This window comes from Halostagnicola alkaliphila (assembly GCF_055379965.1).
This window is the reverse complement of record NZ_AP043826.1, coordinates 1,262,092-1,285,082: the sequence shown is the minus strand read 5'-3', so window position 1 is coordinate 1,285,082 and position 22,991 is coordinate 1,262,092. Positions and strand designations below refer to the sequence as shown.

The window sequence follows — 22,991 nt, the reverse complement described above, 5'->3', positions numbered from 1 at the left end:
GCGAGAAACGGTGGCGACAGAGCGACGATTACAGCGCCGCTGCGACTTCGCTCAAGACCTCGGTCTCGACGAAGACGACGACGTGATCGCCGAGCTCCACGGTCGTTTCGCCGCGCGGGGTGATCAACTCGCCGTCTCGAGTGATCGCACCGATGACGACGCCGTCCGGAAGTTTTGAGATGGCGTCTCGAATTCGGTTGCCGAACAGCAGACTGTCGTGGTCGATTTCGAACTCGAGCACTTCGGCTCGGTCCGACTCGAGCATCGCGACGTTTTCGGTTCGCTGCTCGCGGGTGAACCGGGTTATCTCCTCGCCGGTGACCAATCGAGGGTTGATCGCGACGTCGATACCGACCGTCTCGAAGAGGTCGACGTACTCCCCGTACTCGACGATCCCGACCGTTCGTTCGACGCCGATGCGTTTGGCGAGCAAGGAAACCAGCAGGTTCTTTTCGTCGCTGTCGAGGGCCGCGACGACGATGTCCGACTCGTCGATATGTTCGCGGACGAGAAAGTCGATATCGGTCGCGTCACTTTCGAGAACGAGCGTCTCCGGCAGGCATTCGGCGAGCTCTCGAGCGCGTTCATGGTCCTCTTCGATCAGACGAGGTGACAGTCCCTCTTCTTCGAACAGCCGAGCCGCCTGATAGCCGATTTCACTGCCGCCGACGATGACGATTTCGTTTGCGTCCTCGAGGGTCGGTGCGGGCGTCAACGAACTGGCGAATCCGCGAACGCTCTCCGAGGAACCGATGACGACGATGGCGTCGTCGGGTTCGATTACCGTCTCCCCCGTCGGGATAATCACGTCGTCGCCGCGAAAGATAGCGGCGAACGTCAGCGACTCGTAACGATCGGCTTCCGAGACGGTCTCTCCGGTGATCGGACTCTCCGGGTCGACCTCGAACTCGGCCATCTGGACGAGGCCGTCGGCGAAGGTGTCGACGTCGTGAGCGCCCGGGAGGCCGGCGATCTTGACGATCGCCTCCGCGGTGTGGAGGTTCGTACAGACCATGAAATCGACGCCGAACGCGCCCTCGGAGTGTTCCCACGTCCGCAACAGCGTCGTGTTTTTCACCCGAGCGATCGTGAATGGATCGTCGACTGTTTTCGCCGCACCGCAGACGACGATGTTCGTCTCGTCGCCGTCGGTGCACGCGATCATCATGTCCGCGTCCTCAATACCTGCCTCCTGAAGGGTGCTACGTGTGGTTCCGTCACCTTCGATAGCAAGGACATCGAGCGAGTACGTGATCGATTCGACGCGTTCGGAGTCGGTGTCAATGACGACGACCTCGTGGTCGTCGGCGAGCCCTTCGGCGATGTTCGAACCGACCTCGCCTGCACCGACGATGATTATCCGCACGTGAGCGCCACCTGCAACATATGAACGGGTATTCGGCGGAGATGTAAGTCGGTTTCTATCGCTCAAAACTGAATCTACGAGGTGAATGCTATCTAGCCATGAAGTCGGACCTACGGAGCGACCGATCATAGACCGAAAAGAGCAGCCCCCACACGGGAACGGTCACGGCGTTTCGTGGACCGTCAGCTCGACATCGCGCGGCTTGCCCTCGATATCGGTGACGAGTCGCTGGACGACCGTCCGAGCCTCCTCGAGTAGTCGCGGTTGGACCTTGCCGATCACCCAATCGAGCGAGACGAACCGGGGGAGCGAGATCGCGTTTCCGTCCGCGGAGTGAGGATCGTACACCGCCTCGAAATAGATTCGACTGGCCGTCTCGACGCCCTCGGGGGCCGATTCGGGTTCCGGCTCGACTCGCCACGTTCCTCGAGCGTCGATATCCTTGCGAAGCTCCCACTCGAGCGTGTGCGGGCTCTCGGCGGCGACGACCTCCGAGCGGGCGGTGTAGCCGAGCTTCCACCAGGAGAGCCGAAGGTCGTAAATCGCGCCGACGCCGGTTTCGTCTCCTTCGCGGCGTTGCCGGACAGATTCGAGGTGCTCCGTGTATCGCGGATACTCGGTAAAGGCGACGACGTAGGGAAAGACGTCCTCGGGCGGACGATGGGCGACGGTACTGAGGAGAATCCTATCCACGATATCGCTATTGCCGCGCTGAAAGTAAGAATTTTCGTATAGTGACGAGTCGAACGAGTCGATAGGAGTCACTAGTTTTCTATACACCGGACGAAAACAGCCACCTATGCGAGACATCTGTATCGTCGGCGGCGGCGTTGCCGGACTCGCCGCATCGATCTTCACCGCTCGAGCGGGGCTGGACACCATCGTCATCGACGGCGGGGAATCCATCCTCGCACGCAACGCCAGCCTCGAGAACTACCCGGGCTTTCCGGACGGAATCGACGCGCGACGCTACCTTCGGCTCGTCCACGAACAGGCACAGAACGCGGGCGTCGAGGTCGAACTCGGTCGCGTCTCGAGCGTCGAACACGTCGACGAGACGGATCCCGAATCGGGATTCGTCCTCGAGACCGAGGGCGGCGAGCCGATCGAATCCCAGCGGGTAATCGCCGCCTCGTGGTCCGACAGCGAGTACCTGGTACCCCTCGACGTGGGACGAATCCAGCGCGGGAGCAAACACTACGTGAGCGTCGACGAAGACGGACGGACCGCAGTCGAGGGCGTCTACGCGGCGGGGCGACTCGCCGGCGAACCCCACCAGACGATCGTCGCCGCCGGCCACGGCTCGAAAGTCGGACTGGCGGCGATCCACGATTCGGACGTCAACTTCTATCACGACTGGGTCGTCCCTGAGGGGTACTTTACGGGCCGCGACCGGGACGTGCCGCCGGGCTGTGAAGAAATCGACGACGAGGAACGGCTTCGACGGGACGAAGCGGCTCGAGAGACGATCCTCGAGGCCTTCGCTGAGCCCCTCGAAGAGAAACCGACGATGCATCCGAGCGTCGAACGGGAGTAAAACGAAGCGGCTGTACCGCGAGACCACCTCCGCAAGTGGTGTTGGTCTGAGACGCCCGCCGACGCCCCCGAGCAGTTGGCAGGTGACAATAGGTCCCGCGTTACGTGCGTTTTATCAACTGTTTCGGGGATCGTTTCCGAGACTGGTGGTCCGCCCGCTCGGCCGACGTTCGGTCGGTATCTTTCGTCTTCCCGCTTTGTCGCTTTTTGTATCCCGCGTACAGCGCGGCCCCCGCGACGAGCGCCCCGCCGAGTAGCGAACTCCGTTTCTTCCCTCGCTGCAGTACTCGGGTATAGAGGCTCGACTCGGCGACGTACCCGTCGTATCCGCCTCGTTGCTCGAGAGCGCCCGAGGTCTCCGCGGGGGCGTCCGACGATCCTCCGAGATCGCCAGAGGGATCCTCGAGGGCGTTTTCCTCCTGCGGTCGCGGTGGTCGGTCTTTCCGTTGCTGGTCGGCGAAGATTGCTTTCATCAGGGTGTCCATCAACCGCGGTGCGTACTGCCCGAGGACGGCCAGTTGCTTCCCGCCGGCGCCGACGGTCACGTCCCGCTGTGGGTGTTCCGCGGCGTGTAGTATCGCCCGTGCGACGGTCTCCGGCGCGTAGACGGGTGCCGGAAGCGTCGCCGCGTCGTCCATGTAATTCTTCGCGTGCTCCGGATACGGCGTGTCGATCGCTCCCGGCTTGATGAGGGTGACGGAGATGGGTGCACCTTCGTCCTCGAGTTCCATGCGTAACGCGTCGGTGAATGCCTTGACGGCGTGTTTGGACGCCGAGTAGCTCCCCTGCAGCATGATGGTGCGATCGGAGACGACGCTACCGATATTGATGATCGTCCCGCCGCGGTCTTTTAGGTGATCTGCGGCTTCGAGCGAGCCATAGACGACCCCCCAGACGTTGGTATCGAACTGTTCGCGCATCTCCTCGACCGGCACGTCCTCGAGCCTGCCGTAGATGGAGATAGCGGCGCCGTTGATCCACGTGTCGAAGCCGCCGTAGGCGTCCTCAGCGATCCTCGCGATTTCGCGCACGTCGTCGCGGTCGCTCACGTCGGCGACGACGTACTCGGCGTCGCCGCCTCCTTCGTTGATCTCCTCGCTCAACGTTGCGAGCGAGTCTTCGCTGCGCGCGGCCAGAACTACCTGTGCGCCGCGATCCGCGGCCATTCGCGCGGTCGTCAGCCCGATTCCCGACGACGCGCCGGTTATCACGATCACCTGCTCCTCGAGCGGCGGTTTGTCGTTGCTCATTGTATCTCTCCGGTAGTTTCGGTCCGTCACTCGTGACGCGGGCCGCGACGCGCTTGCCACCGACGCCTGTATTCGCATGCCGACGCGAGATCGACCGCACGGAACCGCGAAAACGGACGGCGTGACGTCGCGAGGCGGACCGCGACGACGAGAGAAAGCCTCGCTACGCTTAACATACCTCCCCCGAGAAAGACAAACGAATGCTCGAGGGAGTCAACGTCGCGCTCGGGGTGTCAGGATCGATCGCCGCCGTCAAAACGGTCGAACTCGCCCACGAACTGCGACGACAGGGTGCCGAAGTTCGTGGCGTGATGACCGACAGCGCCCGGGGGATCATCCACCCGTGGGCGCTCGAGTTCGCCACCGAAAACGACGTCGTGACGGAAATCACGGGAAGCGTCGAGCACGTCGAGCTGTGCGGGTACGACGGCTGGGCCGACGTCCTACTGATCGCGCCATCGACCGCGAACACGGTCGGAAAGATCGCTGGCGCGGTCGACGACACGCCGGTGACGACGTGTGCGACGACCGCCTTGGGTGCGGATACGCCGGTGGTTATCGCCCCCGCGATGCACGAACCGATGTACGACCATCCCGGCGTCCTCGAGGCGATCGACACCGTCGACGACTGGGGCGTCGAGTTCGTCGACCCGCGAGTCGAGGAGGGGAAAGCGAAGATCGCCAGCGAGGACGCCATCGTCTGCGAGACCGCCCGAGCCGCGGGCGATCGGCCGCTCGAGGGCGAGCGCGTCGTCGTCACGAGCGGCGCGACCGGCGAGTCGATAGATCCCGTCCGGGTGCTGACGAACCGCTCGTCGGGGCGGATGGGTCGAGCCGTCGCGCGAGCCTGCTACGTTCGCGGCGCGGACGTGACGCTCGTCCACGGTCTCGTCGGCCCCCAATCCGTCGCTCGAGCGGAGGCGGTCGCCGGCGCATCGGCGGGTGCTGAGGGCGGCGTGGGACTTCCCTACGCACGCCTAGAGCAGGTCGAGACCGCCGCGGAAATGCTCGAGACGACGCTCGGGCACTGCTCGGCCGCTGACGCGCTCATTTCGGCGGCAGCGATCGGGGACTACACGGTCGAGTCGAGCGCCGAAAAGCTTCGCTCCGGAAAAGACCGAACGCTCGAGCTCGAGCCGACGGCGAAGGTGATCGACGAAGTCCGAGAACGAGAGCCTGCGCTTCCGATCGTCGGCTTCAAGACCGAGACCAGCGGCGACGACGACGCGATGATCGAAACGGCGCGAACGAGCCTCGATCGGACGGATCTAACGTTCGTCGTCGCGAACGACGCGAGCGTCATGGGATCAAATCGGACGCGCGCGCTGTTGGTCCACGAGGAGAACGCGGCCCGCTACGAGGGGTCGAAGGCCGGACTCGGCGGTGAAATCGCTGACTCGCTCGCAGTCGTACTCGGAGATGAACCCTCGACCTGATGAGATCGTGACCGAACGTCCGCGTTACTGAATTATCGGTTTTTCAACTGATCGCGCCGGTGACCGAGGGATCGTCAACTTTTACTCCCCAACCACCCCATCCACGACATGGATCAGTTACAGCGGTCGCTGCTCGAGGCCCCGATTATCGAGAAAGAGGGTTATCATTACTTCGTTCACCCAATCAGCGACGGCGTTCCGAAACTCGATCCCGGGCTCCTGCGAGAGATCGTTATTCGGATTATTCGGAAGGCGAAACTCGAGGAAGTCGACCGTATCGTCACGCCCGCCGCCATGGGAATTCATATTTCTACCGCCGTATCGCTGATGACTGACATTCCGCTAACCGTGATCCGAAAGCGGAAGTACGGACTCGAAGACGAAGTCGCCATCTCTCAGCAGACCGGGTACTCGGAAAACGAGATGTACATCAACGACGTTCGCGAGGGCGAACGCGTTCTCGTTCTCGACGACGTCCTCTCGACCGGCGGAACGCTCGCCGCCGTGCTCGAGGCGCTGGACGGGATCGGTGCCGAAGTCATCGATACGGTTGCGGTAATCAAGAAAGTCGGCGGCGAGAACAAGATTGCGGACACTGACCATCACGTCAAAACGCTGATCAACGTCGATGTCGTCGACGGAGAGGTCGTTATCGTCGACGAAGAAGGGGACTGATCAGGGGACGAGAGATTCCTTCGACACAATCTTTAATTCGACTTGAAACAACAACAGGGTGTGTATCCGAGCCACATGGTTGAGTTATGAACCACTGGGACGACCAGTTAGCGGGGGCCCCAACTCGCCGTCAACTACTCCACGGAGTCGGTTCGGCCATCATTGTAACCTCGGCGGGCTGTCTCACCGACGACGACGGGGTTTCGTTCCCCCTCGAGGTTCGATTAGAGGTGGATACGGACAACACCGACCGCCTCGAGTGGACGGCCGCTATCGCTCAGGTGATGGAGAACACCGGCTACTTCGATGTCGAGGTCGAAGAGCACGATTTCGACGATTATCTCGAGCGAGTTTTCGAAGACGAGTACCCCAACCGCGGGCACGTTCCGTTCCTCAGCCTGTCGGGGACCTTCAATCCGGAGAGTTACTGTGACTCGCTCCACGGGACGGCAAACCAGGGCCAATGTTGTAACCTGAACGGACTCGGATACGACGAACTCGACGCGATGATCGACCGCGCCCGGTACGGGATGGATGTCGTCGACGATCTGCAACTCCGGCAACGACGATACGACGAGATCTGGCACGAGTTAGCCGAATTCCGCGGAAGTTCCGTCATCACGTTCACCACGGAAGAGTACGTTCGAAGTGGAGCAGTCCGTGGCTTTTCTCCGTACCCATTTTCGGAATGGACGCTGAAATACGCGCTCCACTCGCCGGCGGGGGAAGTCCTGACCTGGATCGACCGAAACACGGAGAGCCCGCCGGAGGACAACTGGGCGGGCTACCAGGAAGGCGGCACGCTTCGATACGGCATCGGCGCGAACATCAGTTCGTTCGACCCGCCGTACAGCACCGACACCCACTCGACGACCGCGCAGTCGGTCATCTTCGAGGGGCTGACCACGATGGATGCCGAGGGCAACGTCTATCCCTGGCTCGCGAAGCGATACGAGTCGTTGGACATCCAGGATATCGACCGGAAGGCGTACGAGCCGTACATGACGCCCACCCCGGCCGACGGCGATGGCGCTCTCGAGTTCGGCGAGGACGGGCCGATACAAGCCATCGTGGTTCATCCGGACGACGATCGGATCGACGACGAGGAGGTCCGCGTGCTCACCCCGGACGGCGCGGCGGACGCGGTCGACGACGGCGTCTACGGAATGCAGTATCGATACCACCTCCGCGAGGGCGTCACGTTCCACAACGGCGAAGAACTGACCGCCGACCACGTCGTTTCGACGCTGAAACGGTACGAAAACTCCGCCCACTCGGCACAGACGTTCGATTCGGTCCTCCACGCCGACGCCGTCGGCGAGTACACCGTCGATATCTACGCCCAGATACCGGACGCCGAGGCCGAACGAGAGCTTCCCAGCTTCGACGTTCACACCCTCGAGCAGGCGGAACTGGGAGCCAACGAAATCGATCCGCTCGAGGACGAGCCACCGATCGGGACCGGACCCTACGAGTTCGAGGCGTTCGAAGACGGACGGTACTTCGTCGCGAGGAAAACCGACGATTACTGGCTCGAGGAGAAAGGCTTGGACGCCCTCGAGTGGTACGACGGCTCCGGCGAGTTCCCCGCCGGTCCCGTAATCGACGAAATCGATATCGAGATCATTCCTGACGATTCGACTCGAAGTGCTGCCCTGCAAAACGGGGAAATAGACGCGACGTTCGGTCTCGTCTCGTCGACGCTCGACGAATACGACTCGGACGACGACTACATCGTCAATTCGGTCCAGAGCGGCGGCTACCAGTTCTTTCAGTATCCCGTCACCGTCGAGCCCTGGGACGACGACCGGCTTCGAAGGGCCGTCAATCACCTCGTTCCTCGAGAACAGATCGTCGACGAAGTCCTCGACGGCTGGGGTGAGCCGGCCTGGACGATGCTTCCGAAACTCGCACACGGAACCGGCACGACCGATTACGATGCGCTCGAATCCGAACTTCGAGAGAAAAACGCGTTCGATCCGGACGCCGCAATCGAACTGATCGAGGAAGTGATCGAAGACCGCGGATACGACTCGAGCGTCCGACGATGACCCTTCGACGGTTCATTTTACGACGGCTGGTGATGATCGTGCCAATCCTCTTCGGCGTGTCGGTGCTCACGTTTTCGCTCGTGCACCTGACGCCGGGAGATCCGATCAGCCGGATGGTCGCTCAGAACCCGAACGTGGCACCGGCCGACGAAGCGCAACTTCGCGCGCAGTACGGCCTCGATGGGGCCGTCTGGGAGCAGTACCTGACCTGGCTCGGAAACGTCGCGACCGGGGACCTCGGTGAGGTCTACGGGACGAACCGGACGGTCTCGGAGGTACTTCTCTTGCGACTCCCCGAAACCGTCGCGCTCGGCATCTTCGGCTGGCTATTCGCACTCGCCATCGCGATTCCGGCCGGGATCTACGCCGCGGTTCGAAAGGGGGAGCTGGGAGACACCGTCAGTCGCATCGTCGCCCTCTCGGGGGCCTCGATTCCGAACTTCTGGCTCGGCCTCCTGCTGATCCTCGTGTTCGTTCTGTGGGCGGGATGGTGGAACGTTCGGCCCCCGAGAGAACCGCTCTCTCATCCGTCGATGCTGTGGCACCTGATACTCCCCGGGATCACGATCGGAACGGCCGCCTGCGCGTCTATCATGCGAGTGCTCCGAAGTTCGATGGCGGAGGAACTGAACAAGGAGTACACCACCGCCGCCAGGGCGAAAGGACTCCCGGAGCGCAAGATCGTGTACAAACACGTGCTCCGGAATTCGCTGGGTTCCGTAGTCACTCTCGTGGCGACGTTGACGGCCGGCATCGTCGCGGGCGCGATCGTCGTCGAGGTCGTGTTCGCCTGGCCCGGACTCGGGCAGGAACTCGTCGAAGCGATTCACGGCCACGAGATTAACCTCGTCGTGGCGATCACGTTGTTTACCGGCGTGTTCGTCGTCCTCTGTAACCTACTCGCAGACATTATCTATGCGGTGCTCGATCCGAGGATCAGATATGAGTAAGGAGCGAAGCCCGCGCGGCCGAATACGGATAAGCGGATTCGAATCCGAACGAGTCGCCCCGCGGGAGCTACCGTCTGAGCACGGTACCAGCGGGGAGCTATCGGCCGACCGGGTCGAGAACGCTCAACCCGATCCACCGCGTCGTTGGCAACGTGGAGTCCAGCAACTCGTCCGAAATCGGTCGGCACTGATCGGTCTCTGCTTCGTTGCGACGATGTCGATCGTTGCGATCGTCGCTCGCCCGATCGAAATCTGGGGCGTGACCGTCCAACCGATCTCGCTCGCGCCGTACCCACCCTCGGATATCCTCTGGCTCACACACGACGTCTCGCCGTACGACCCGCCGTCGGTCGCACACCCGATGGGCATCGACGGTGAAGGCCGCGATATCTTCTCGAGAGTGCTCGCGGGCGGTCGGTACAGCATCTCTATCGGCCTGATAGTCGTCCTGATAACGAGTACAGTTGGTGTCGTATACGGCTCGATCTCGGGATACTACGGCGGGTGGATCGACGAGTTACTGATGCGCATCGTCGACATGATCCTCGCGTTCCCGGGACTCGTACTCGCGCTGGCTATCGTCGCGATGTTCGGAAGCGGCTACTGGCAACTCGTGATCGCGTTCTCGCTGTTCGGCTGGGCGAGTTACGCTCGACTCATCCGCGGGGAAGTCCTGAACGTCAAAGAATCGGAGTACGTCGTGGCGGCAAAAGCGCTCGGAGCCAGCGATTTGTCGGTCATTTTTCGGCACATCGTCCCCAACGCCATCCCGCCGGTGATCGTCCTCGCGACGCTCAACATCGGAACGGTCGTCATCGGCGTCGCCGCCCTCGGCTTTCTCGGCCTCGGGCTGTCGCCGGCGACCGCCGAATGGGGAACGATGCTCGAGGGGGCTCGAGACTCGATCGTCCACGGACCGGGCGGCGGCGTTCGTTGGTGGGTGACGGTCTTTCCCGGCGGTGCGATCTTTCTCTTCGTGTTGTCGATCAACCTCATCGGCGACGCGATCAACGACACGCTCGACACTCGAGAAACGAGTTCGGCCGCTCGAAACGAGTTGCGGCGATAGTCTCGAAGGCGAGGGCACCGTTAGAAAATCCACTCGAGAACTCCTGGTCGAGAACCGGTCGAACGTCGCCGCTTCGCCCCGAATCGTCGAATGACTTTTTGTGATAGACACGCAGATGACAGTATGTCTGATTCTGACTCGGCGGCCGACAGAATCGAGTATCGAAAGCGGAACGCTGTCGATCCCGAAGCGTTCCTTCTCGACCACCGGGTCGTAGAGCCGACCGAACGGGGGGATAACTTGCGTTTTTCGCCGACGTTTGCCACCCGGATCGAAACGCAACTCGAACGCGTTCGTTCGGATGGCATCGAGACGAGCGATATCGCCGCGATGTTCGGAATCGAGGAGGACGACGTCTCGGATCCCGGACGAGCGTACACAGCGTACAAAACTCACGCGACGGTTCGAAACTGGCCGTCGGAAGCGGCCCTCGAGTTGGACGTCGCAACCGACAGGGAACTCCACTCGGAGACCGACCGCTGGGCCGACGTTCCGGGCAGACAACGGTATAAAATACTCCAATCGCTTCGATCGTTTCACGACGAGTGTCCGTTCTGTCGCGGCGAGGTGGCGATCGGCGACGATATCGTCGAATCCTGCTGTGGCGACCTCGAGGTCGTGACGGTCAACTGCGGCGATTGTGCCCGTCGACTGCTCGAGTTCTCCACCGATTCCGTTCCGGACGCCAGATAGCCCATTGAGCCTCGATTCCGCTCGTCCGATCGAGAACAACGTTCATGCCGAGTCAAGAGAGATATCTCAGCGATGGGGTTCCGAGATTTGCTCGAGCAGTTCCGACGATCCGAGCACACCGGTTCGAACCGGTGTACGCCGTGTACGATACTGAACGCCGCGATCGCGACGGGGCTCGCACTCGCGGCCGCGGCAGTCACGCTATATACCAACGGACGAGTCGCCGCGGCCGCCGTCGGAACGGTGATAACCCTGCTCTCGGGAGCGACGATCTATCTCCGGGGATACCTCATTCCGGGGACGCCACAGCTCGCGAAGACCTACGGTCCGGACTGGTTTCTAAACCGATTCGGAAAACGGACGACGGGCGTCGACGACGACGCTGACGTCGATCTAGCGTTAAAGGGCGTCGCGACGCGAGCGAGTACGGAAACCGAATGCCAGCAGTCGGAAGAAAATCGGGCGAGCGACTCGAGCGACGACGGTTCTTCGATGGACGATGAACGCGAAAAGGACGCGACCAGCGACGGGACCGGCGAGGATGCATCCCCGCGCTAAAACACGTGCTTTCTCATCGACTTTCCGTAATACGAACGGTCGTCTCGTCGTACAGCCCGTTCCGTTTCGGATCGTCGACGTTGATGGCCGCGCTGATCGTATACTCCCCCGACTCAGCAGGCTCCCACTCTCGGTTCGACACCTGAAACAGCTGCGACCAGCGTTTCCGAAACTGCACTCGTTCGCCGCGGTCGAAGTGGAGCTCGCCGCTCCTGTCGGGGGGATCTCTCGTCGCAACTCTCGAGGCCTCCTGCGCGCCGTCGACGGACCACGTCCAACGAATCGGCGACCGAGTCCGGATCGTGATCGGAATCGGCAACGCGTTTTTCATCGTCACCGTAAACGGGATCGGCGCGTCGGGATCGAACTCGGTGTTCGGCGTCGTAACGCGCACCGAAACGGCACGATGGCGGATCAGATGCGGAATCAGACGCTTGCTCCAGGCGGACCCGTTGACCGACCGCATCGCTTGCGGACGCTCCGAGGACGAGTTCTCGTTCGGGGAGAAGTGATCGTCGTCTCGAGAAAGCGCATCCGAATCGTAGATCCGACGCATTACCCACGCATAGGGGCTAGAACAACTAAATTCTTCCGAGGACTTAATCGTCGGCGACCGTCCCATCGGTTCCCTCGCGACCGCGCTCGGCCGTCCGGGTAGCGTACCGGTCGTCGTAGCGAAGACACCCGATTTCGTGCGTCTCAGTTATCTCGACGGCCGCCGGATCGGTCGTCTCACACGGGGAGACGAACCGCTCGGCGAGCACCTCCGCGGCGTCGTCGACGTTTTCCGAGTGTAATTCGTCGATCGAACTCGAGAGGAGGTCCTCCGCCGCCGGATCCGAGACGCGGTCCGGAATGCCGAACTCCTCGCGAACCATTTCGTCGATTTCTGCTCGCGAGAGCGTCGACACGTCGTCTCGGACCGACTCGTCGGTGATGGTGAACAGCTCCGTCACCGTGCTGGCGTCCTCGGCGCGGAGTTTGAAATTCAGTATCGATCGCCACGCCGATTGCGTGCCGGCAAACTCCGCTGGCGGAATCACGCGCGGACACCGCGTGTGGAACCGACAGCCCGTCGGTGGATCGATCGGCGAGGGAACCTCCCCCTCGAGGAGGATTTTCTCCCCTTCCCAGAGCGGGTCCGGTTCGGGAATCGCAGAGAGTAACGCCTCGGTGTAGGGATGGTACGGTTCGGAGAACACCTCCGACGTCGTGCCGATTTCGGCGAACTCGCCGAGGTACATCACGGCGATCCGATCCGCGATGTGCTCGACCACGCTCAGATCGTGAGCGATGAAGATGTACGAGAGGTCGAACTGCTCTTGGAGATCCTCGAGCAAATTGAGAATCTGCGCCTGTACGCTGACGTCCAGGGCACTCACCGGCTCGTCGCAGACGATTATCTCCGGATCGACGGCCAGCGCCCGAGCGATACCGATTCGCTGGCGCTGACCGCCAGAGAACTCGTGTGGGTACCGGTAGGCGTGGCTCGGATTGAGTCCGACGGTCTCGAGGAGACTCTGGACTCGCACGTTTCGTTCTTCACCCGACGCGATATCGTGAATGTCGAACGGTTCGCCGACGATGTCGCCGACGGTGAGACGAGGGTTCAAACTCGAGAAGGGGTCCTGGAAGATGTACTGGAGATCCGTTCTGAGATCCCGCAGGTCCGAACTCGAGAGGTTCGTCAACTCGATCGCTTCGGTCGTCCCGTCTTCCGCCGCTTTATTGTACGTGATCGAGCCGTCGGTCGGTTCGATAAGCCGAAGCATCGATCGACCGAGCGTCGTCTTGCCACAACCGCTTTCGCCGACGACCCCCAGCGTTTCGCCGGGGTACAACTCGAGATCGATGCCATCGACGGCTTTGACGAGTTGCGACCGGCCGAGGAGGTTCTCGATAAATCCGCTGCTGGACTCGTAGTGTTTCGTGAGGTTCTCCGTTCGCAGGATCGGCTCGTTGTGGCTACTCATGGTGTTCACTCGAAACGTATTCGGTCGGTTCGTGATCGTCTTCGACGGTGACAGTGTACCCGATGCCGTCCTCGAGGTCGTCCGTATACTCGAGGCACTTCGCCGATCGGCTGCCCGAATCGACGTCGTCGAACTCGACCATCCGCGGCTCTTTTTGCTTGCAAATGTCTTCCGCGTACGGGCAGCGAGGGTGGAAACTACAGCCCGACGGCGTGTCGATCAGGTCGGGCATGGTTCCCGGGATCGTTTGCAGCCGATCGCGGTCGTCGCCGATTCGCGGAATCGAGCTCATCAACCCGACGGTGTAGGGGTGTTTCGGGTCGTAGTACAGCTCTTCGACCGGCGACTTTTCGACGGGTTGGCCCGCGTACATCACCATCACCCGGTCACAGAGTTCGGCGATAACGCCGAGATCGTGCGTGATGAGCTGGACCGCAGTATCGAACTCGTCGGTGAGTTCCTCGAGAAGCTCGAGAATCTTCGCTTCGGTCGTCACGTCGAGTGCTGTCGTCGGCTCGTCGGCGATGATCACGTCGGGATCGCACGAGAGCGCCATCGCGATCACCGCCCGCTGTTGCATCCCGCCGGAGAACTCGTGTGGATAATCCGAGTATCGGTTTTCCGCGTCCGGAATCCCGACTTTATCGAGCAGTTCGATTCCCCGCTCTTTGGCCTCCTCGTCGCTGTACTCGAGGTGATGTCTGATCGCCTCGGCGATCTGTTCGCCGACGGTGTAGACGGGGTTGAGTGCGGTCTGGGCGTCCTGAAAGATCATGGCGATGTTGTTTCCGCGGAGCCGCCGAACCGCCGGCTCCGGCGCCCGAAGCAGTTCGACGTACTGGGTATCGCCGTCGTAAACGATGAAGTCCTCCTCGTCGATCAATCCGAGTTCGACCGCGTAGCCCTGATCGATGACGTCGCGCATATCGATGTCGCCGTCCGTACGTAAGCGCTGTAAGTCCGCGGTTTCGTGCTCCGGATTTCCGGTCACGTCCGACCCCGAGACGCCGCGTTTCTCGAGTTGACCGATGATTTCGTCGAAATCTGACTCCCGACGGAGTTCTTCGACATCGACGGTGTGGTCGGGATACGACTCCTCTAGTTCCTCGACGGTGTCGGGATCGCCAAAGCGAATCGATCCCGACTCTATCTCGCCGGGGCTCTCGATGAGGCGCAACAGCGACAGTGCGGTAACGCTTTTCCCGGCACCGCTCTCGCCGACCACCCCGAACTTCTCTCCGGCGTCGATCGTATAGGAGAGGTCCTCAACCGCCGTGACGACGCCCTCTGACGTGTAAAACGAAACCGTCAGGTTGTCGACCTCGAGCAGCGCCATTAGCCGCCACCTCCGTGGCCGACGTCGTCGACCTGCGTGTCGAGTGCGTCGTTGATGACGTCACCGATCATGTTCATCGACATGACGAACAGGAAGATCATAAGTCCGGGGAAGATGGTCGCCCACCAGTACCAGGCACCGCCAGCACCCGTAGCGAGGGTATCCCGCTCGGCGTCAAGCATCGTCCCCCACTCGGGAGTGCCGGGTGAGAAGCCGATGCCGAGGAAGCCGAGGGCGGCGACGCCGATAACGACGGTCCCGATGCTCAGCGTCGCCTGGACGACGACCGGCGCGATGGCGTTCGGAATGATGTGTCTGAACAGGACCGACCGGTCCCGCGCGCCGAGTGCCTTCGCGGCGAGGACGTACTCGTTCTGTTTGACTTTCAAAATCTCGCCGCGGATGATCCGTGCGTACGACGCCCAGCCGACGAGGGCGAACGCACCCACGAGCGGCCAGAATCCGCCGCCGAACAGGGCGACGAGGATCAGCGCCAGGACGAGCGCGGGGAACGCGAACACGAGGTCGAGAAATCGCATGAGCACGCTATCGACCCAGCCGCCGAAGTAGCCGGAAATACTGCCGTACACGACGCCGAACGTCGCCGCGATCGCGGTCACGATGAGTCCGATCGAGATGCTGTATCTGCCCCCGACCATCACTCGAGAGAGCATGTCCTGTCCCTGCCGGTTCGTTCCCATCAAGTGGGTCATCGAGGGGGCCTCGTGTCGCCCACCGACGGCTGTGGCAGTCGGGTCGAACGGTGCGAGTGAAAAGGGTTGGACGGGAACGCCGGACACCGATATCGGTCGTGCGATGAGCGCAGTCACCGTCATCAACACGACGACGGCGATTCCGAGAAGCGCCAGTCGATCCTGGAGTAGGCGATTCACGATTCGTCGCCACACGCTCACGGGTTCGGTGTATTCTTGTTCCACGTCGGCGGTATCCGATTCTCGATCCTCGATACCCCCCGTTTCAAACCCCGAGATCTGTATCCGTCCTCGTTCTGTTGACATAGATTGTGTTAGTATTCGTCTCTAATTCGTGGATCGAGCAGCGCATAGATGATATCCGCGAGCAAGTTCGCGAGCACGACGACCGCGCCGGTGAGCAACGTGATCGCCATTAAAAGGTTGATCTCCCGGAGCTGGATCGCCTCGACGAGCTCTCTCCCGAGACCCGGCCAGGCGAAGACGACCTCCACGACGACCGAGCCGGAGACGAGACTCGCGGTGAGGAACGCGGCGACGGTCGTGACCGAGATGAGGGAGTTTCGCAACACGTGTTTGAGGATAACCGTCCGTTCGGGAAGCCCCTTCGCACGCGCTGCGGTCACGTACTCCTTGTTCAATTCCTCGGCCATCGACGTCCGCATGATCCGCATCATGTTCGCCGAGGCCGCCGTCCCGATCGTGACACCCGGCAATATCAACCACCAGAGCATCTCTCGAGAGAGCAAGCCCGTCTGGGGATCGAGCGTGGGAAACAGATCGAGCTGAACGGCGAAAACCGCCATCAACATCAGACCCAGCCAGAAGTTCGGAATCGAAATACCCGAGAGGGCGGCGAATCGGCTGACATCGTCGCCGAGTTCGTCTTTGTTGACCGCCGCGTAGATTCCTCCCGGAACGGCGATCAGTATCGCGAACACCCAACCGAACGTTGCGAGAAGGAGCGTTTCCGGAAGCCGCGCCATCACGATCGCATCGGCGCTCCGACTCGAGGAGTACACCTCGCCGAAATCGCCGGTGAAGATTCCCTGCATCCAGTCGAGATACTGGACCCAGATAGGGTCGTTGAGTCCGAACTCCTGGCGGAGTCGAACGGATTCTCCGGGCGGAACGTTGGGATTTGCCGCGACCATCTGACTGACGACATCGCCGGGAGCGGCGTGCATAATTCCGAACGTTACCACTGAAACGCCGAACAGAACCGGAATAGACGTGAGTACCCGTCGTAGTATGTATCTTTGTAAACTCATTCCTATGGGAATTTGTGAAACGGAACTGCGTTACCGATCCAGATACATGATCTGCTCGTCTGCAGGATGGTACAGCGCGTAGCTCAGGATGATTTGGGTCTGCGGATGGACGTTGAACCCCACGACATCGTCGTTGGTCGTTCCGGTGTTCAGCGAGTAGTCGACGATCGTGTTCGCACACATATCCGCGTACTCCGGCCAGAACTCGTCGTAGGCTGCTCTTCTGGCGTCCTGATCCTCGGCGACGTCGACGCCGAACCGGCAGCCACGCAACTGATCGATGAACTCCTCAGGGAGCACCCCCTCCGCCAGGAAGAAATTACAGCACCCATTGTAATTATCCGGATCGGTGATCGCTTCGACGAACCCGTGGGCGTCGGGAGTTCCGGCGAGACCGATAACGGCCGGAGCGTTACGTTCTGCGTTATCAGTTCGAGCTTCGTCCGTGTAGAGGTCCGAGGTCCAATCACCCAGTTCCGCAGGGGTTTCCAGTTCGGCCTCGAACAACTCGCTGTCGTTTAACTCGTCGACGACGAGTTCCATCTTGTCGGTCCGTTCGTCGTCGTCCGAATTCGTCTCGATCGTTACTTCGACGGGAATTTCGACATCCGCCTGCTCGAGCAAGGCTTCCGCCTCCTCGACATCGGGCTCGACGTTGTACGCCCAGTCCTCCTCGACGATTTCGTCGTATTCTTGGGCCGTCCCGAGCTCGGCGGCGGGTTCCGGGAACGGAACCTCCGCGGGCTCTCCCCATCCCTGTTCGACGAGGTCGACGATCTGCTGGCGAGGAATAAGGGCGCTGACCGCCTGACGGACCTCCCGCTGGGCGAAGGCACCGCCGGTATCGGTGTCGTCCATCGGGAACTGCATGAACTTGAAACCGAGCGCCTCCGTCGCGGAGACGACGTAATCGTCGGACGTGTGGAAGTTGTTGCGGGCCTCGGACGGCAACTCGTAGGCGATATCGGCATCGCCGTCTTCCAAGGCGTTGCTCCGTACGGTACTGTCGTCGGCGAACCGGATGTTGATCTCGTCGATGACGGGGCCCTCCGGGAAGTCCGCCGGTCCGTCGTACCACGGGATGTTCTCGAGGCCGACTTCCTCGACCCAGTAATTGTCGGTCCGCTCGAGGAGGAGTTGTTGACTTTCGTCGAACTCCGCGACTTCGTACGGACCCGTTCCGATCGGCACCATATCCTCGTCGTCCCGCGGGTCCAGATCGCCAGCTGGAACATCGAAGTGATCCGAGGGGAAAATTACGGGCGGTAGTTCGATGAAAGCGGCGGCGTCGGCCTCCTGCGCGTAGAGTTCGAACTCGTATCCGTCGTCGCCGTCGGTCGCTTCGGCGTGCAGGAAGCTATCGAAATACTGGCCTTGGTTGTCGGAGCCGACGTATCGGTCGTAAGAGCGAACGACGTTCTCCGCGGTGACTTCCTCGCCGTTGTGGAACTCGATGCCTTCGTGCAGGCGCCCCTCGACTCTCACGCCGAACACGCCGTCGGCGACGGCGTCCCCGGCTTCGTCTCGAGTGAGAACCCGCATCGATTCCCCCTCTTCTGCGGGAAGATCGTCCGGGTGTTGCATCAAAACGAGATTGTTCTCGCCGTCCAGATCGAAAACGGGAACCCCATCGTCGACTTCGGCGGGTTCCACCTCGATCATATAGTCTTCGTAATCGACCGCGCTAACGTCGTTAGCCTCGTCGGCCTCGTACTCTTCTACCATCCAGAGGAAGGATTCGGCGTCGGAGTTCGTCTTCAACAATCCATCGTAAACGGCCTCGAACACCACCGTGTCTTCGGCCTGGGTGCTCTGGGCTTGATCGTAATCGGAAATGCTGCTTCGAGGAATGGCGAACTCGAGACGCCCTCCCTCGACGATTTCGTCGATGTCGACTTCGTTTCGCTCGAGTGCCGCATCGATGTCTACTTCCTCGTCGCCGTCCCCACCCAGGCACCCAGCGACGCCAGCGACGCCTGCCGCTGCAATTCCTTGAAGGACGGTTCGACGGTCAATAATTGATTCACGAGAATGTAATTGTTGGGTCATGATTGGATTTTCCAATTTTATGTCTACTTTCGTCACCCATGTCCTTCCAACCAAACACTCGCCCAATTAATTCGGGCCCACCACAACGTTCGAATTGGGGGTTATCGATCATGGGATACTACGTCACAGATACTATGATCATGGCATAAATAAGTTATCGTTTTACCAATTATATCTACACCACTACTGTCGTATTAAAATGAAGGAACTACATACCCGTCCATTTGTCCACAGAAATGAGGAAAGGCTGAAGAGAATTAGCATGAGGTTTCTTGTGTACTAGTGAGCAAAGTAGGCCATAAATAGACACGTTCGTGGATAGTGAGAAGAGAACATATCTCGAGGCGGGCTCGGACTCGAGACGCGCGTTACGCAGTCGCCCTCTCGAGAGATATCCAATGCGGTGAATTACGCACTCGAGCGGAACGAGGCGACACAGTCATCCTGCGCGTTCGACGAACGACGGTTACAGAATGTTTGTACAAAACCATATGTAGACGGAGAGTTCGATCGCGGTTACGTCACGCCGAGTGGTCGTTCGTGGCTTTTTCAACCCCGCCCACGGTGGGGCGGGGAATCCGCCTCGCTACCTAGTTTGAAAACAGAGCAGACGAGATTTGAACCACGCGAAGACCGAAGTGAAACGACGGTCTTCTTTTGTTCAAACAACTCGTGCTATGGATGACGCTCACGAATTTGTTCGCGCCAAAACATAGCGGGAGGTAGATTTGAACCACGCCGAGACGTGCTCACTTCGTTGCGCGCGCCTCGTCTCATTCAAATCTACAGAGGTAACAGGCAGAGTGCCCCGGGCCACCGTGCCCGGGGCTGAATGCCGTCACTCAGTGCAACTCTCACTGCTGATTTGTAGTTTTATAATGGGTTATCACAATTATAGAGATATGCAAGAGGTAGCGCTCACCCACTCGCTGTCGTTCGGTCTCGACATTACTGAGGGTGAGCCTGCCAACTTGCGTGAGGCGTCGCTTGAAGCCAGACGTATCCGTAACGAAGTCAACCGTCTCGACCGGCACGGGTGGGACTGGGACGACATCGAAGACCCCGTCACTGAACGTGCTACCCACGTTAAAAACACCACTCAACAACTCATCGAGAAGGCTCTCCAAGAGATCGAACCCTACCACGAACACAAAGACGACGATCGTCTTGACTGGGGCAGGCCGCGAACATACATCGATGAGCCGTACCCGGTACGGATGAATCACAATGAAGGGTACGCGCTTACACTCACCGAAAATGGAGAGGTTGCGTTCCGCATCAGTTACAAACCGTACAACTATGTTCGCGGCACTCTCCAGGGCAGCCCAGATCACCTCGAACGAGTGAAGACTGCCCTTACCAGTGCTGACTGGCGTGTCGGCACTGCCGAACTCGTGTACAAACACGACGAATGGCGTCTCCATGTCACCACTACGCACGAAACGCACACAGTTGCCTCACCAGATACCGCTGACACGATCGTCGGTGTCGATATCAACGAGGACTGCACCGCACTCGCCGCCCTGACCCGTGAAGACGGCGTCATCGATTCCACGGTAATCGAATATCCCGATATCAAACGGGTCCGTCACGAGTTCTTCACGAAACGCAAGCGTATGCAAGAGGCAGGTCAGAGTGCGATGGATGCGGTCGTACAGACTGAGGAACGGGACTTCGTTGACGACCAACTGCACAAGGTCTCACGGGATGTAGTCGAGTGGCTCTCGCAGTTCGATACACCGGTTGTTGTCTTTGAAGACCTCAAAGACATGCGAGACGACATCGATTACGGCACCAGAATGAACCGACGCCTCCACAGCCTCCCATTCGCTAAACTACGCGAATTCACCACGTACAAAGCCGCTTGGAACGGTATCCCAAGTCAAGATGTCGATCCTGAATACACGAGTCAGCGCTGCCCATGCACTGACTGCCTGCACAAAGCTCGTACAAACCGTAGGAAGAAGCGGTTCAAGTGTACGGATTGTTCGTTCCAGGATCATGCCGATCGGAAAGCAGCAGTGTGCGTGATCCAGGAGTGGCTGTGGGATAGAGATGAGAATGTGCCGTCTCTCAACACCCTTCCGCGAGTGAAGAAGGTGAGACGGACGGTATCGGGCCCTGGTGGAGGAGCCGACCCTCACGGACCAGTATTTGGTTCGGGTGTTGATCGCCACGGAAAGGCGACACAAGCCTCTGTCGAGGGGCAAGTGCGAGGGGAATTAAAGTCGGTTGCGCCCAGCGAGGGTTAGACACGGATGCCGCGGGACACTGCGCCCGCGGTACTTCACTCTAAACCATTTTCAGGGATTCCGACTCACGCCTCGCTACGCTCGGCGTTCGGTGTTGAATCCCTGAAAAGTAGCGGGAGGTAGATTTGAACTACGTGAAGACCGCCGTTTCACTCCGGTCTTCTCTCGTTCAAACAACTCGTGCTATGGATGGCGCTCACGAATTTGTTCGCGCCAAAACATAGCGGGAGGTAGATTTGAACTACCGGTCTGCGGGTTATGAGCCCGCCGGAATCTCCTGGCTATCCCATCCCGCTATCATATCATATCGGGTTTGCCTAGTTAAGGGTTGTGATTCGACCACCGTATGGGGGTTTCTACCGTTAGTCTTGGTGGACCTTCCACGTGTAAAGGCTCTCACAGGTGTAGTTGACGAAAAAGCCAACGCCGATCCCGATCACGTTGGCGATCATAACCCCAACATCGTACCGGTAGACCAGCACAGTCAATACCGTAAGCGTCACGAGAAACCCGGCAAACCGGACGAAATACGACTTCAGCAATCTTCGAGCCAGCGCTCGAGGCGCCATTTTCCCGTAGGAGGAAAACGTCCAGCGTTCGTTTATCGCGAAGATCACGCCGATCGCGAGGATCCAGGCGATGATCTTGCCGCCGACGGGTCCGAGCGCCGTCAGCGAGACGAGTACGAATAGAACGGCATTGTCGACGGTCGCACCCACGAGCCCGACACCTGCAAACTGTGTGAAGCGAGCTCGAGACCGCAGGGCAGACAGTCGAATTCGAAGAATCTCCGTAAATGACTTACTCATCATACCGTCGAATTTCGAACGGCTCCGCTACTGAGGGCTGAGTTAACAACTGTGCTCTGATCGTCGTCTGGTAGACCAGTGCGTTCGTCGAGTCCGATGGATCTGTCGCGTTCAATGGGGATCTTCTCGAATCGAGTTGACGTTCGGGTTTGCAAAAAAAGCGCTCGAGAGAACCGATAGCCGGTCGAAGAGCGGGCAATACCAACACCAGCAGTTCGACCCATCTGTATCTATTACTGCCGATCGGTAAAGAAAAGAGTTCTGACAGCGGCCGTCTCGCCGAGCAGACGCTTGAATCGTGGTGACAGCCGGTCGAGACGTACTCCGGCGACCTGCCAATCGACGTTCACACTGCCAGGTCGCCCTGCGGTCGGACCACGTCGACGGCTTCGGCGTCGACGCGGTCGACATCGAGGAAATGCGGAAGGAATTCCCGGCGTTCGAACTCGTCGAACTCGGATTCGGCACCGACGGTACACCAGAGTTGGACCTCCTCGGGACCGTGCCACTCGCCGTTGCGACTGATACCGAAACAGACCAGCTCCTCCCCCTCGTAGTCGATAACAGCACCCTTCCGAATACCGGGGTCGCCGTGGATGATAAGCCGCTTCATAGTCGGCGGTTCGAACGGTAGCGGATTAAACGCTTCGAAGCCCGCAGTTAGCGAACCCGGTTCAGGACGATCGTAGCAACGAAACGGGCAATTGGGCGATCAGACGAGACGTGTAGACGGAGTAAAAGTACGGACGGATAGACGGAGTAAAAGTGGTTTGAATGACTGTGCGCTCGCGGGCGCTCACGCGTACGACGCCAAAGGCGTCATGAATCAGCACCCGTTGCAGTACCAGTATCCGTCAACTCCGATCGCCGCTCGACTTCGGTCACTCGAGTCGACTCGACGTGAATTCACCCCGTCTCGGTCGTCGAGCCGACATCTATCGCGCTGAATAGAGCGTGGTGGGAGCGATGCGCCTTCCGTTCGGGCTCCGTCGACGGGTTCCCGC

20 protein-coding genes and 1 tRNA gene are annotated in these 22,991 nt (G+C 60.2%); 9 read left to right on the top strand and 12 right to left on the bottom strand.

The window, feature by feature from the left end; translation table 11 throughout:
• Positions 1-28 precede the first annotated feature (28 nt).
• Both trkA and ACZ5C7_RS11500 read right to left on the bottom strand, forming a co-directional pair.
• Positions 29-1,366 (bottom strand): Trk system potassium transporter TrkA, encoded by a 1,338-nt coding sequence (trkA, locus tag ACZ5C7_RS11505; RefSeq protein WP_464376446.1) that lies wholly within the window; start codon positions 1,364-1,366, stop codon positions 29-31.
• Between the two features lie 162 nt (positions 1,367-1,528).
• Positions 1,529-2,059 carry an SRPBCC family protein gene (locus ACZ5C7_RS11500; protein WP_464376445.1) on the bottom strand — a complete coding sequence of 177 codons (531 nt, stop codon included), beginning with the start codon at positions 2,057-2,059 and terminating at the stop codon, positions 1,529-1,531.
• Positions 2,060-2,165: 106 nt separating this feature from the next.
• Here ACZ5C7_RS11500 and ACZ5C7_RS11495 point away from each other — a divergent pair, with 106 nt between their 5' ends.
• Positions 2,166-2,903, top strand: a complete 738-nt coding sequence (locus ACZ5C7_RS11495; protein WP_464376444.1) for an NAD(P)/FAD-dependent oxidoreductase — start codon at positions 2,166-2,168, stop codon at positions 2,901-2,903.
• Between the two features lie 100 nt (positions 2,904-3,003).
• Here the strand turns inward: ACZ5C7_RS11495 and ACZ5C7_RS11490 are convergent, their stop codons facing one another.
• Positions 3,004-4,152 (bottom strand): SDR family oxidoreductase, encoded by a 1,149-nt coding sequence (locus ACZ5C7_RS11490; RefSeq protein WP_464376443.1) that lies wholly within the window; start codon positions 4,150-4,152, stop codon positions 3,004-3,006.
• 200 nt (positions 4,153-4,352) lie between these two features.
• On the opposite strand from ACZ5C7_RS11490, the gene coaBC reads away from it, so the two are divergent.
• The 7 genes from coaBC to ACZ5C7_RS11455 all read left to right on the top strand — a co-directional run bounded on the left by coaBC (position 4,353) and on the right by ACZ5C7_RS11455 (position 11,584).
• Positions 4,353-5,588, top strand: coding sequence for a bifunctional phosphopantothenoylcysteine decarboxylase/phosphopantothenate--cysteine ligase CoaBC (gene coaBC / locus ACZ5C7_RS11485; RefSeq protein WP_464376442.1), 1,236 nt, complete (start codon positions 4,353-4,355; stop codon positions 5,586-5,588).
• Positions 5,589-5,696: 108 nt separating this feature from the next.
• A complete protein-coding gene (hpt, locus tag ACZ5C7_RS11480) occupies positions 5,697-6,263 on the top strand; it encodes a hypoxanthine/guanine phosphoribosyltransferase (RefSeq protein WP_464376441.1) in 567 nt (188 codons plus the stop codon).
• A gap of 86 nt (positions 6,264-6,349) precedes the next feature.
• Entirely contained in the window at positions 6,350-8,314 is a 1,965-nt protein-coding gene (locus ACZ5C7_RS11475; protein WP_464376440.1) for an ABC transporter substrate-binding protein, read from the top strand.
• Positions 8,311-9,264 carry an ABC transporter permease gene (locus tag ACZ5C7_RS11470; protein ID WP_464376439.1) on the top strand — a complete coding sequence of 318 codons (954 nt, stop codon included), beginning with the start codon at positions 8,311-8,313 and terminating at the stop codon, positions 9,262-9,264. The genes ACZ5C7_RS11475 and ACZ5C7_RS11470 overlap by 4 nt, the downstream gene beginning before the upstream one ends.
• Positions 9,257-10,333 (top strand): ABC transporter permease, encoded by a 1,077-nt coding sequence (locus ACZ5C7_RS11465; RefSeq protein WP_464376438.1) that lies wholly within the window; start codon positions 9,257-9,259, stop codon positions 10,331-10,333. The genes ACZ5C7_RS11470 and ACZ5C7_RS11465 overlap by 8 nt, the downstream gene beginning before the upstream one ends.
• A gap of 123 nt (positions 10,334-10,456) precedes the next feature.
• Positions 10,457-11,026, top strand: a complete 570-nt coding sequence (locus tag ACZ5C7_RS11460) for a DUF8054 domain-containing protein (RefSeq protein WP_464376437.1) — start codon at positions 10,457-10,459, stop codon at positions 11,024-11,026.
• 72 nt (positions 11,027-11,098) lie between these two features.
• Positions 11,099-11,584 (top strand): DUF8054 domain-containing protein, encoded by a 486-nt coding sequence (locus ACZ5C7_RS11455; RefSeq protein ID WP_464376436.1) that lies wholly within the window; start codon positions 11,099-11,101, stop codon positions 11,582-11,584.
• A 13-nt stretch (positions 11,585-11,597) separates the two neighbouring features.
• On the opposite strand, the gene ACZ5C7_RS11450 is transcribed toward ACZ5C7_RS11455, so the two are convergent.
• Genes ACZ5C7_RS11450 through ACZ5C7_RS11425 form a run of 6 tightly spaced genes read right to left on the bottom strand, consistent with a single transcriptional unit; the run spans position 11,598 to position 18,926 of the window.
• Entirely contained in the window at positions 11,598-12,140 is a 543-nt protein-coding gene (locus tag ACZ5C7_RS11450; RefSeq protein WP_464376435.1) for a hypothetical protein, read from the bottom strand.
• Positions 12,141-12,183: 43 nt separating this feature from the next.
• Entirely contained in the window at positions 12,184-13,557 is a 1,374-nt protein-coding gene (locus ACZ5C7_RS11445; protein WP_464376434.1) for an ABC transporter ATP-binding protein, read from the bottom strand.
• Positions 13,550-14,893, bottom strand: a complete 1,344-nt coding sequence (locus ACZ5C7_RS11440) for an ABC transporter ATP-binding protein (RefSeq protein WP_464376433.1) — start codon at positions 14,891-14,893, stop codon at positions 13,550-13,552. Before ACZ5C7_RS11440 ends, ACZ5C7_RS11445 begins: the two co-directional genes overlap by 8 nt.
• Entirely contained in the window at positions 14,893-15,912 is a 1,020-nt protein-coding gene (locus ACZ5C7_RS11435) for an ABC transporter permease (RefSeq protein ID WP_464376432.1), read from the bottom strand. The genes ACZ5C7_RS11440 and ACZ5C7_RS11435 overlap by 1 nt, the downstream gene beginning before the upstream one ends.
• Positions 15,913-15,920: 8 nt before the next feature.
• Positions 15,921-16,877, bottom strand: a complete 957-nt coding sequence (locus ACZ5C7_RS11430; protein ID WP_464376431.1) for an ABC transporter permease — start codon at positions 16,875-16,877, stop codon at positions 15,921-15,923.
• 30 nt (positions 16,878-16,907) lie between these two features.
• Positions 16,908-18,926, bottom strand: coding sequence for an ABC transporter substrate-binding protein (locus ACZ5C7_RS11425; RefSeq protein ID WP_464376430.1), 2,019 nt, complete (start codon positions 18,924-18,926; stop codon positions 16,908-16,910).
• A 902-nt stretch (positions 18,927-19,828) separates the two neighbouring features.
• Between ACZ5C7_RS11425 and ACZ5C7_RS11420 the strand changes: the two genes are divergently transcribed.
• The gene (locus ACZ5C7_RS11420; protein WP_464376429.1) at positions 19,829-21,178 is read left to right on the top strand and encodes an RNA-guided endonuclease TnpB family protein; all 1,350 of its coding nucleotides are present in this window, start codon (positions 19,829-19,831) and stop codon (positions 21,176-21,178) included.
• Positions 21,179-21,399: 221 nt separating this feature from the next.
• Here ACZ5C7_RS11420 and ACZ5C7_RS11415 read toward each other — a convergent pair.
• The 3 genes from ACZ5C7_RS11415 to ACZ5C7_RS11405 form a co-directional block, all read right to left on the bottom strand.
• Positions 21,400-21,474 (bottom strand) — tRNA-Met (locus ACZ5C7_RS11415).
• A gap of 66 nt (positions 21,475-21,540) precedes the next feature.
• The gene (locus tag ACZ5C7_RS11410; RefSeq protein WP_464378438.1) at positions 21,541-21,987 is read right to left on the bottom strand and encodes a GtrA family protein; all 447 of its coding nucleotides are present in this window, start codon (positions 21,985-21,987) and stop codon (positions 21,541-21,543) included.
• Positions 21,988-22,333: 346 nt separating this feature from the next.
• On the bottom strand, positions 22,334-22,600 hold the full coding sequence (locus ACZ5C7_RS11405) for an HAH_0734 family protein (protein ID WP_464376428.1): 267 nt from the start codon (positions 22,598-22,600) through the stop codon (positions 22,334-22,336).
• Between the last annotated feature and the right edge of the window lie 391 nt (positions 22,601-22,991).

Bases quoted from the DNA above. Each gene is read 5' to 3' on its own strand.
- ACZ5C7_RS11495 (WP_464376444.1), top strand. From the start codon at position 2,166: ATGCGAGACATCTGTATCGTCGGCGGCGGCGTTGCCGGACTCGCCGCA.
- ACZ5C7_RS11470 (WP_464376439.1), top strand. From the start codon at position 8,311: ATGACCCTTCGACGGTTCATTTTACGACGGCTGGTGATGATCGTGCCA.
- ACZ5C7_RS11455 (WP_464376436.1), top strand. From the start codon at position 11,099: ATGGGGTTCCGAGATTTGCTCGAGCAGTTCCGACGATCCGAGCACACC.
- ACZ5C7_RS11490 (WP_464376443.1), bottom strand. From the start codon at position 4,152: ATGAGCAACGACAAACCGCCGCTCGAGGAGCAGGTGATCGTGATAACC.
- ACZ5C7_RS11450 (WP_464376435.1), bottom strand. From the start codon at position 12,140: ATGCGTCGGATCTACGATTCGGATGCGCTTTCTCGAGACGACGATCAC.
- ACZ5C7_RS11425 (WP_464376430.1), bottom strand. From the start codon at position 18,926: ATGACCCAACAATTACATTCTCGTGAATCAATTATTGACCGTCGAACC.
- ACZ5C7_RS11465 (WP_464376438.1), top strand. From the start codon at position 9,257: ATGAGTAAGGAGCGAAGCCCGCGCGGCCGAATACGGATAAGCGGATTC.
- ACZ5C7_RS11460 (WP_464376437.1), top strand. From the start codon at position 10,457: ATGTCTGATTCTGACTCGGCGGCCGACAGAATCGAGTATCGAAAGCGG.
- hpt (WP_464376441.1), top strand. From the start codon at position 5,697: ATGGATCAGTTACAGCGGTCGCTGCTCGAGGCCCCGATTATCGAGAAA.
- ACZ5C7_RS11420 (WP_464376429.1), top strand. From the start codon at position 19,829: ATGCAAGAGGTAGCGCTCACCCACTCGCTGTCGTTCGGTCTCGACATT.
- ACZ5C7_RS11440 (WP_464376433.1), bottom strand. From the start codon at position 14,893: ATGGCGCTGCTCGAGGTCGACAACCTGACGGTTTCGTTTTACACGTCA.
- ACZ5C7_RS11430 (WP_464376431.1), bottom strand. From the start codon at position 16,877: ATGAGTTTACAAAGATACATACTACGACGGGTACTCACGTCTATTCCG.
- coaBC (WP_464376442.1), top strand. From the start codon at position 4,353: ATGCTCGAGGGAGTCAACGTCGCGCTCGGGGTGTCAGGATCGATCGCC.
- ACZ5C7_RS11475 (WP_464376440.1), top strand. From the start codon at position 6,350: ATGAACCACTGGGACGACCAGTTAGCGGGGGCCCCAACTCGCCGTCAA.
- ACZ5C7_RS11435 (WP_464376432.1), bottom strand. From the start codon at position 15,912: ATGTCAACAGAACGAGGACGGATACAGATCTCGGGGTTTGAAACGGGG.
- ACZ5C7_RS11410 (WP_464378438.1), bottom strand. From the start codon at position 21,987: ATGAGTAAGTCATTTACGGAGATTCTTCGAATTCGACTGTCTGCCCTG.
- ACZ5C7_RS11405 (WP_464376428.1), bottom strand. From the start codon at position 22,600: ATGAAGCGGCTTATCATCCACGGCGACCCCGGTATTCGGAAGGGTGCT.
- ACZ5C7_RS11445 (WP_464376434.1), bottom strand. From the start codon at position 13,557: ATGAGTAGCCACAACGAGCCGATCCTGCGAACGGAGAACCTCACGAAA.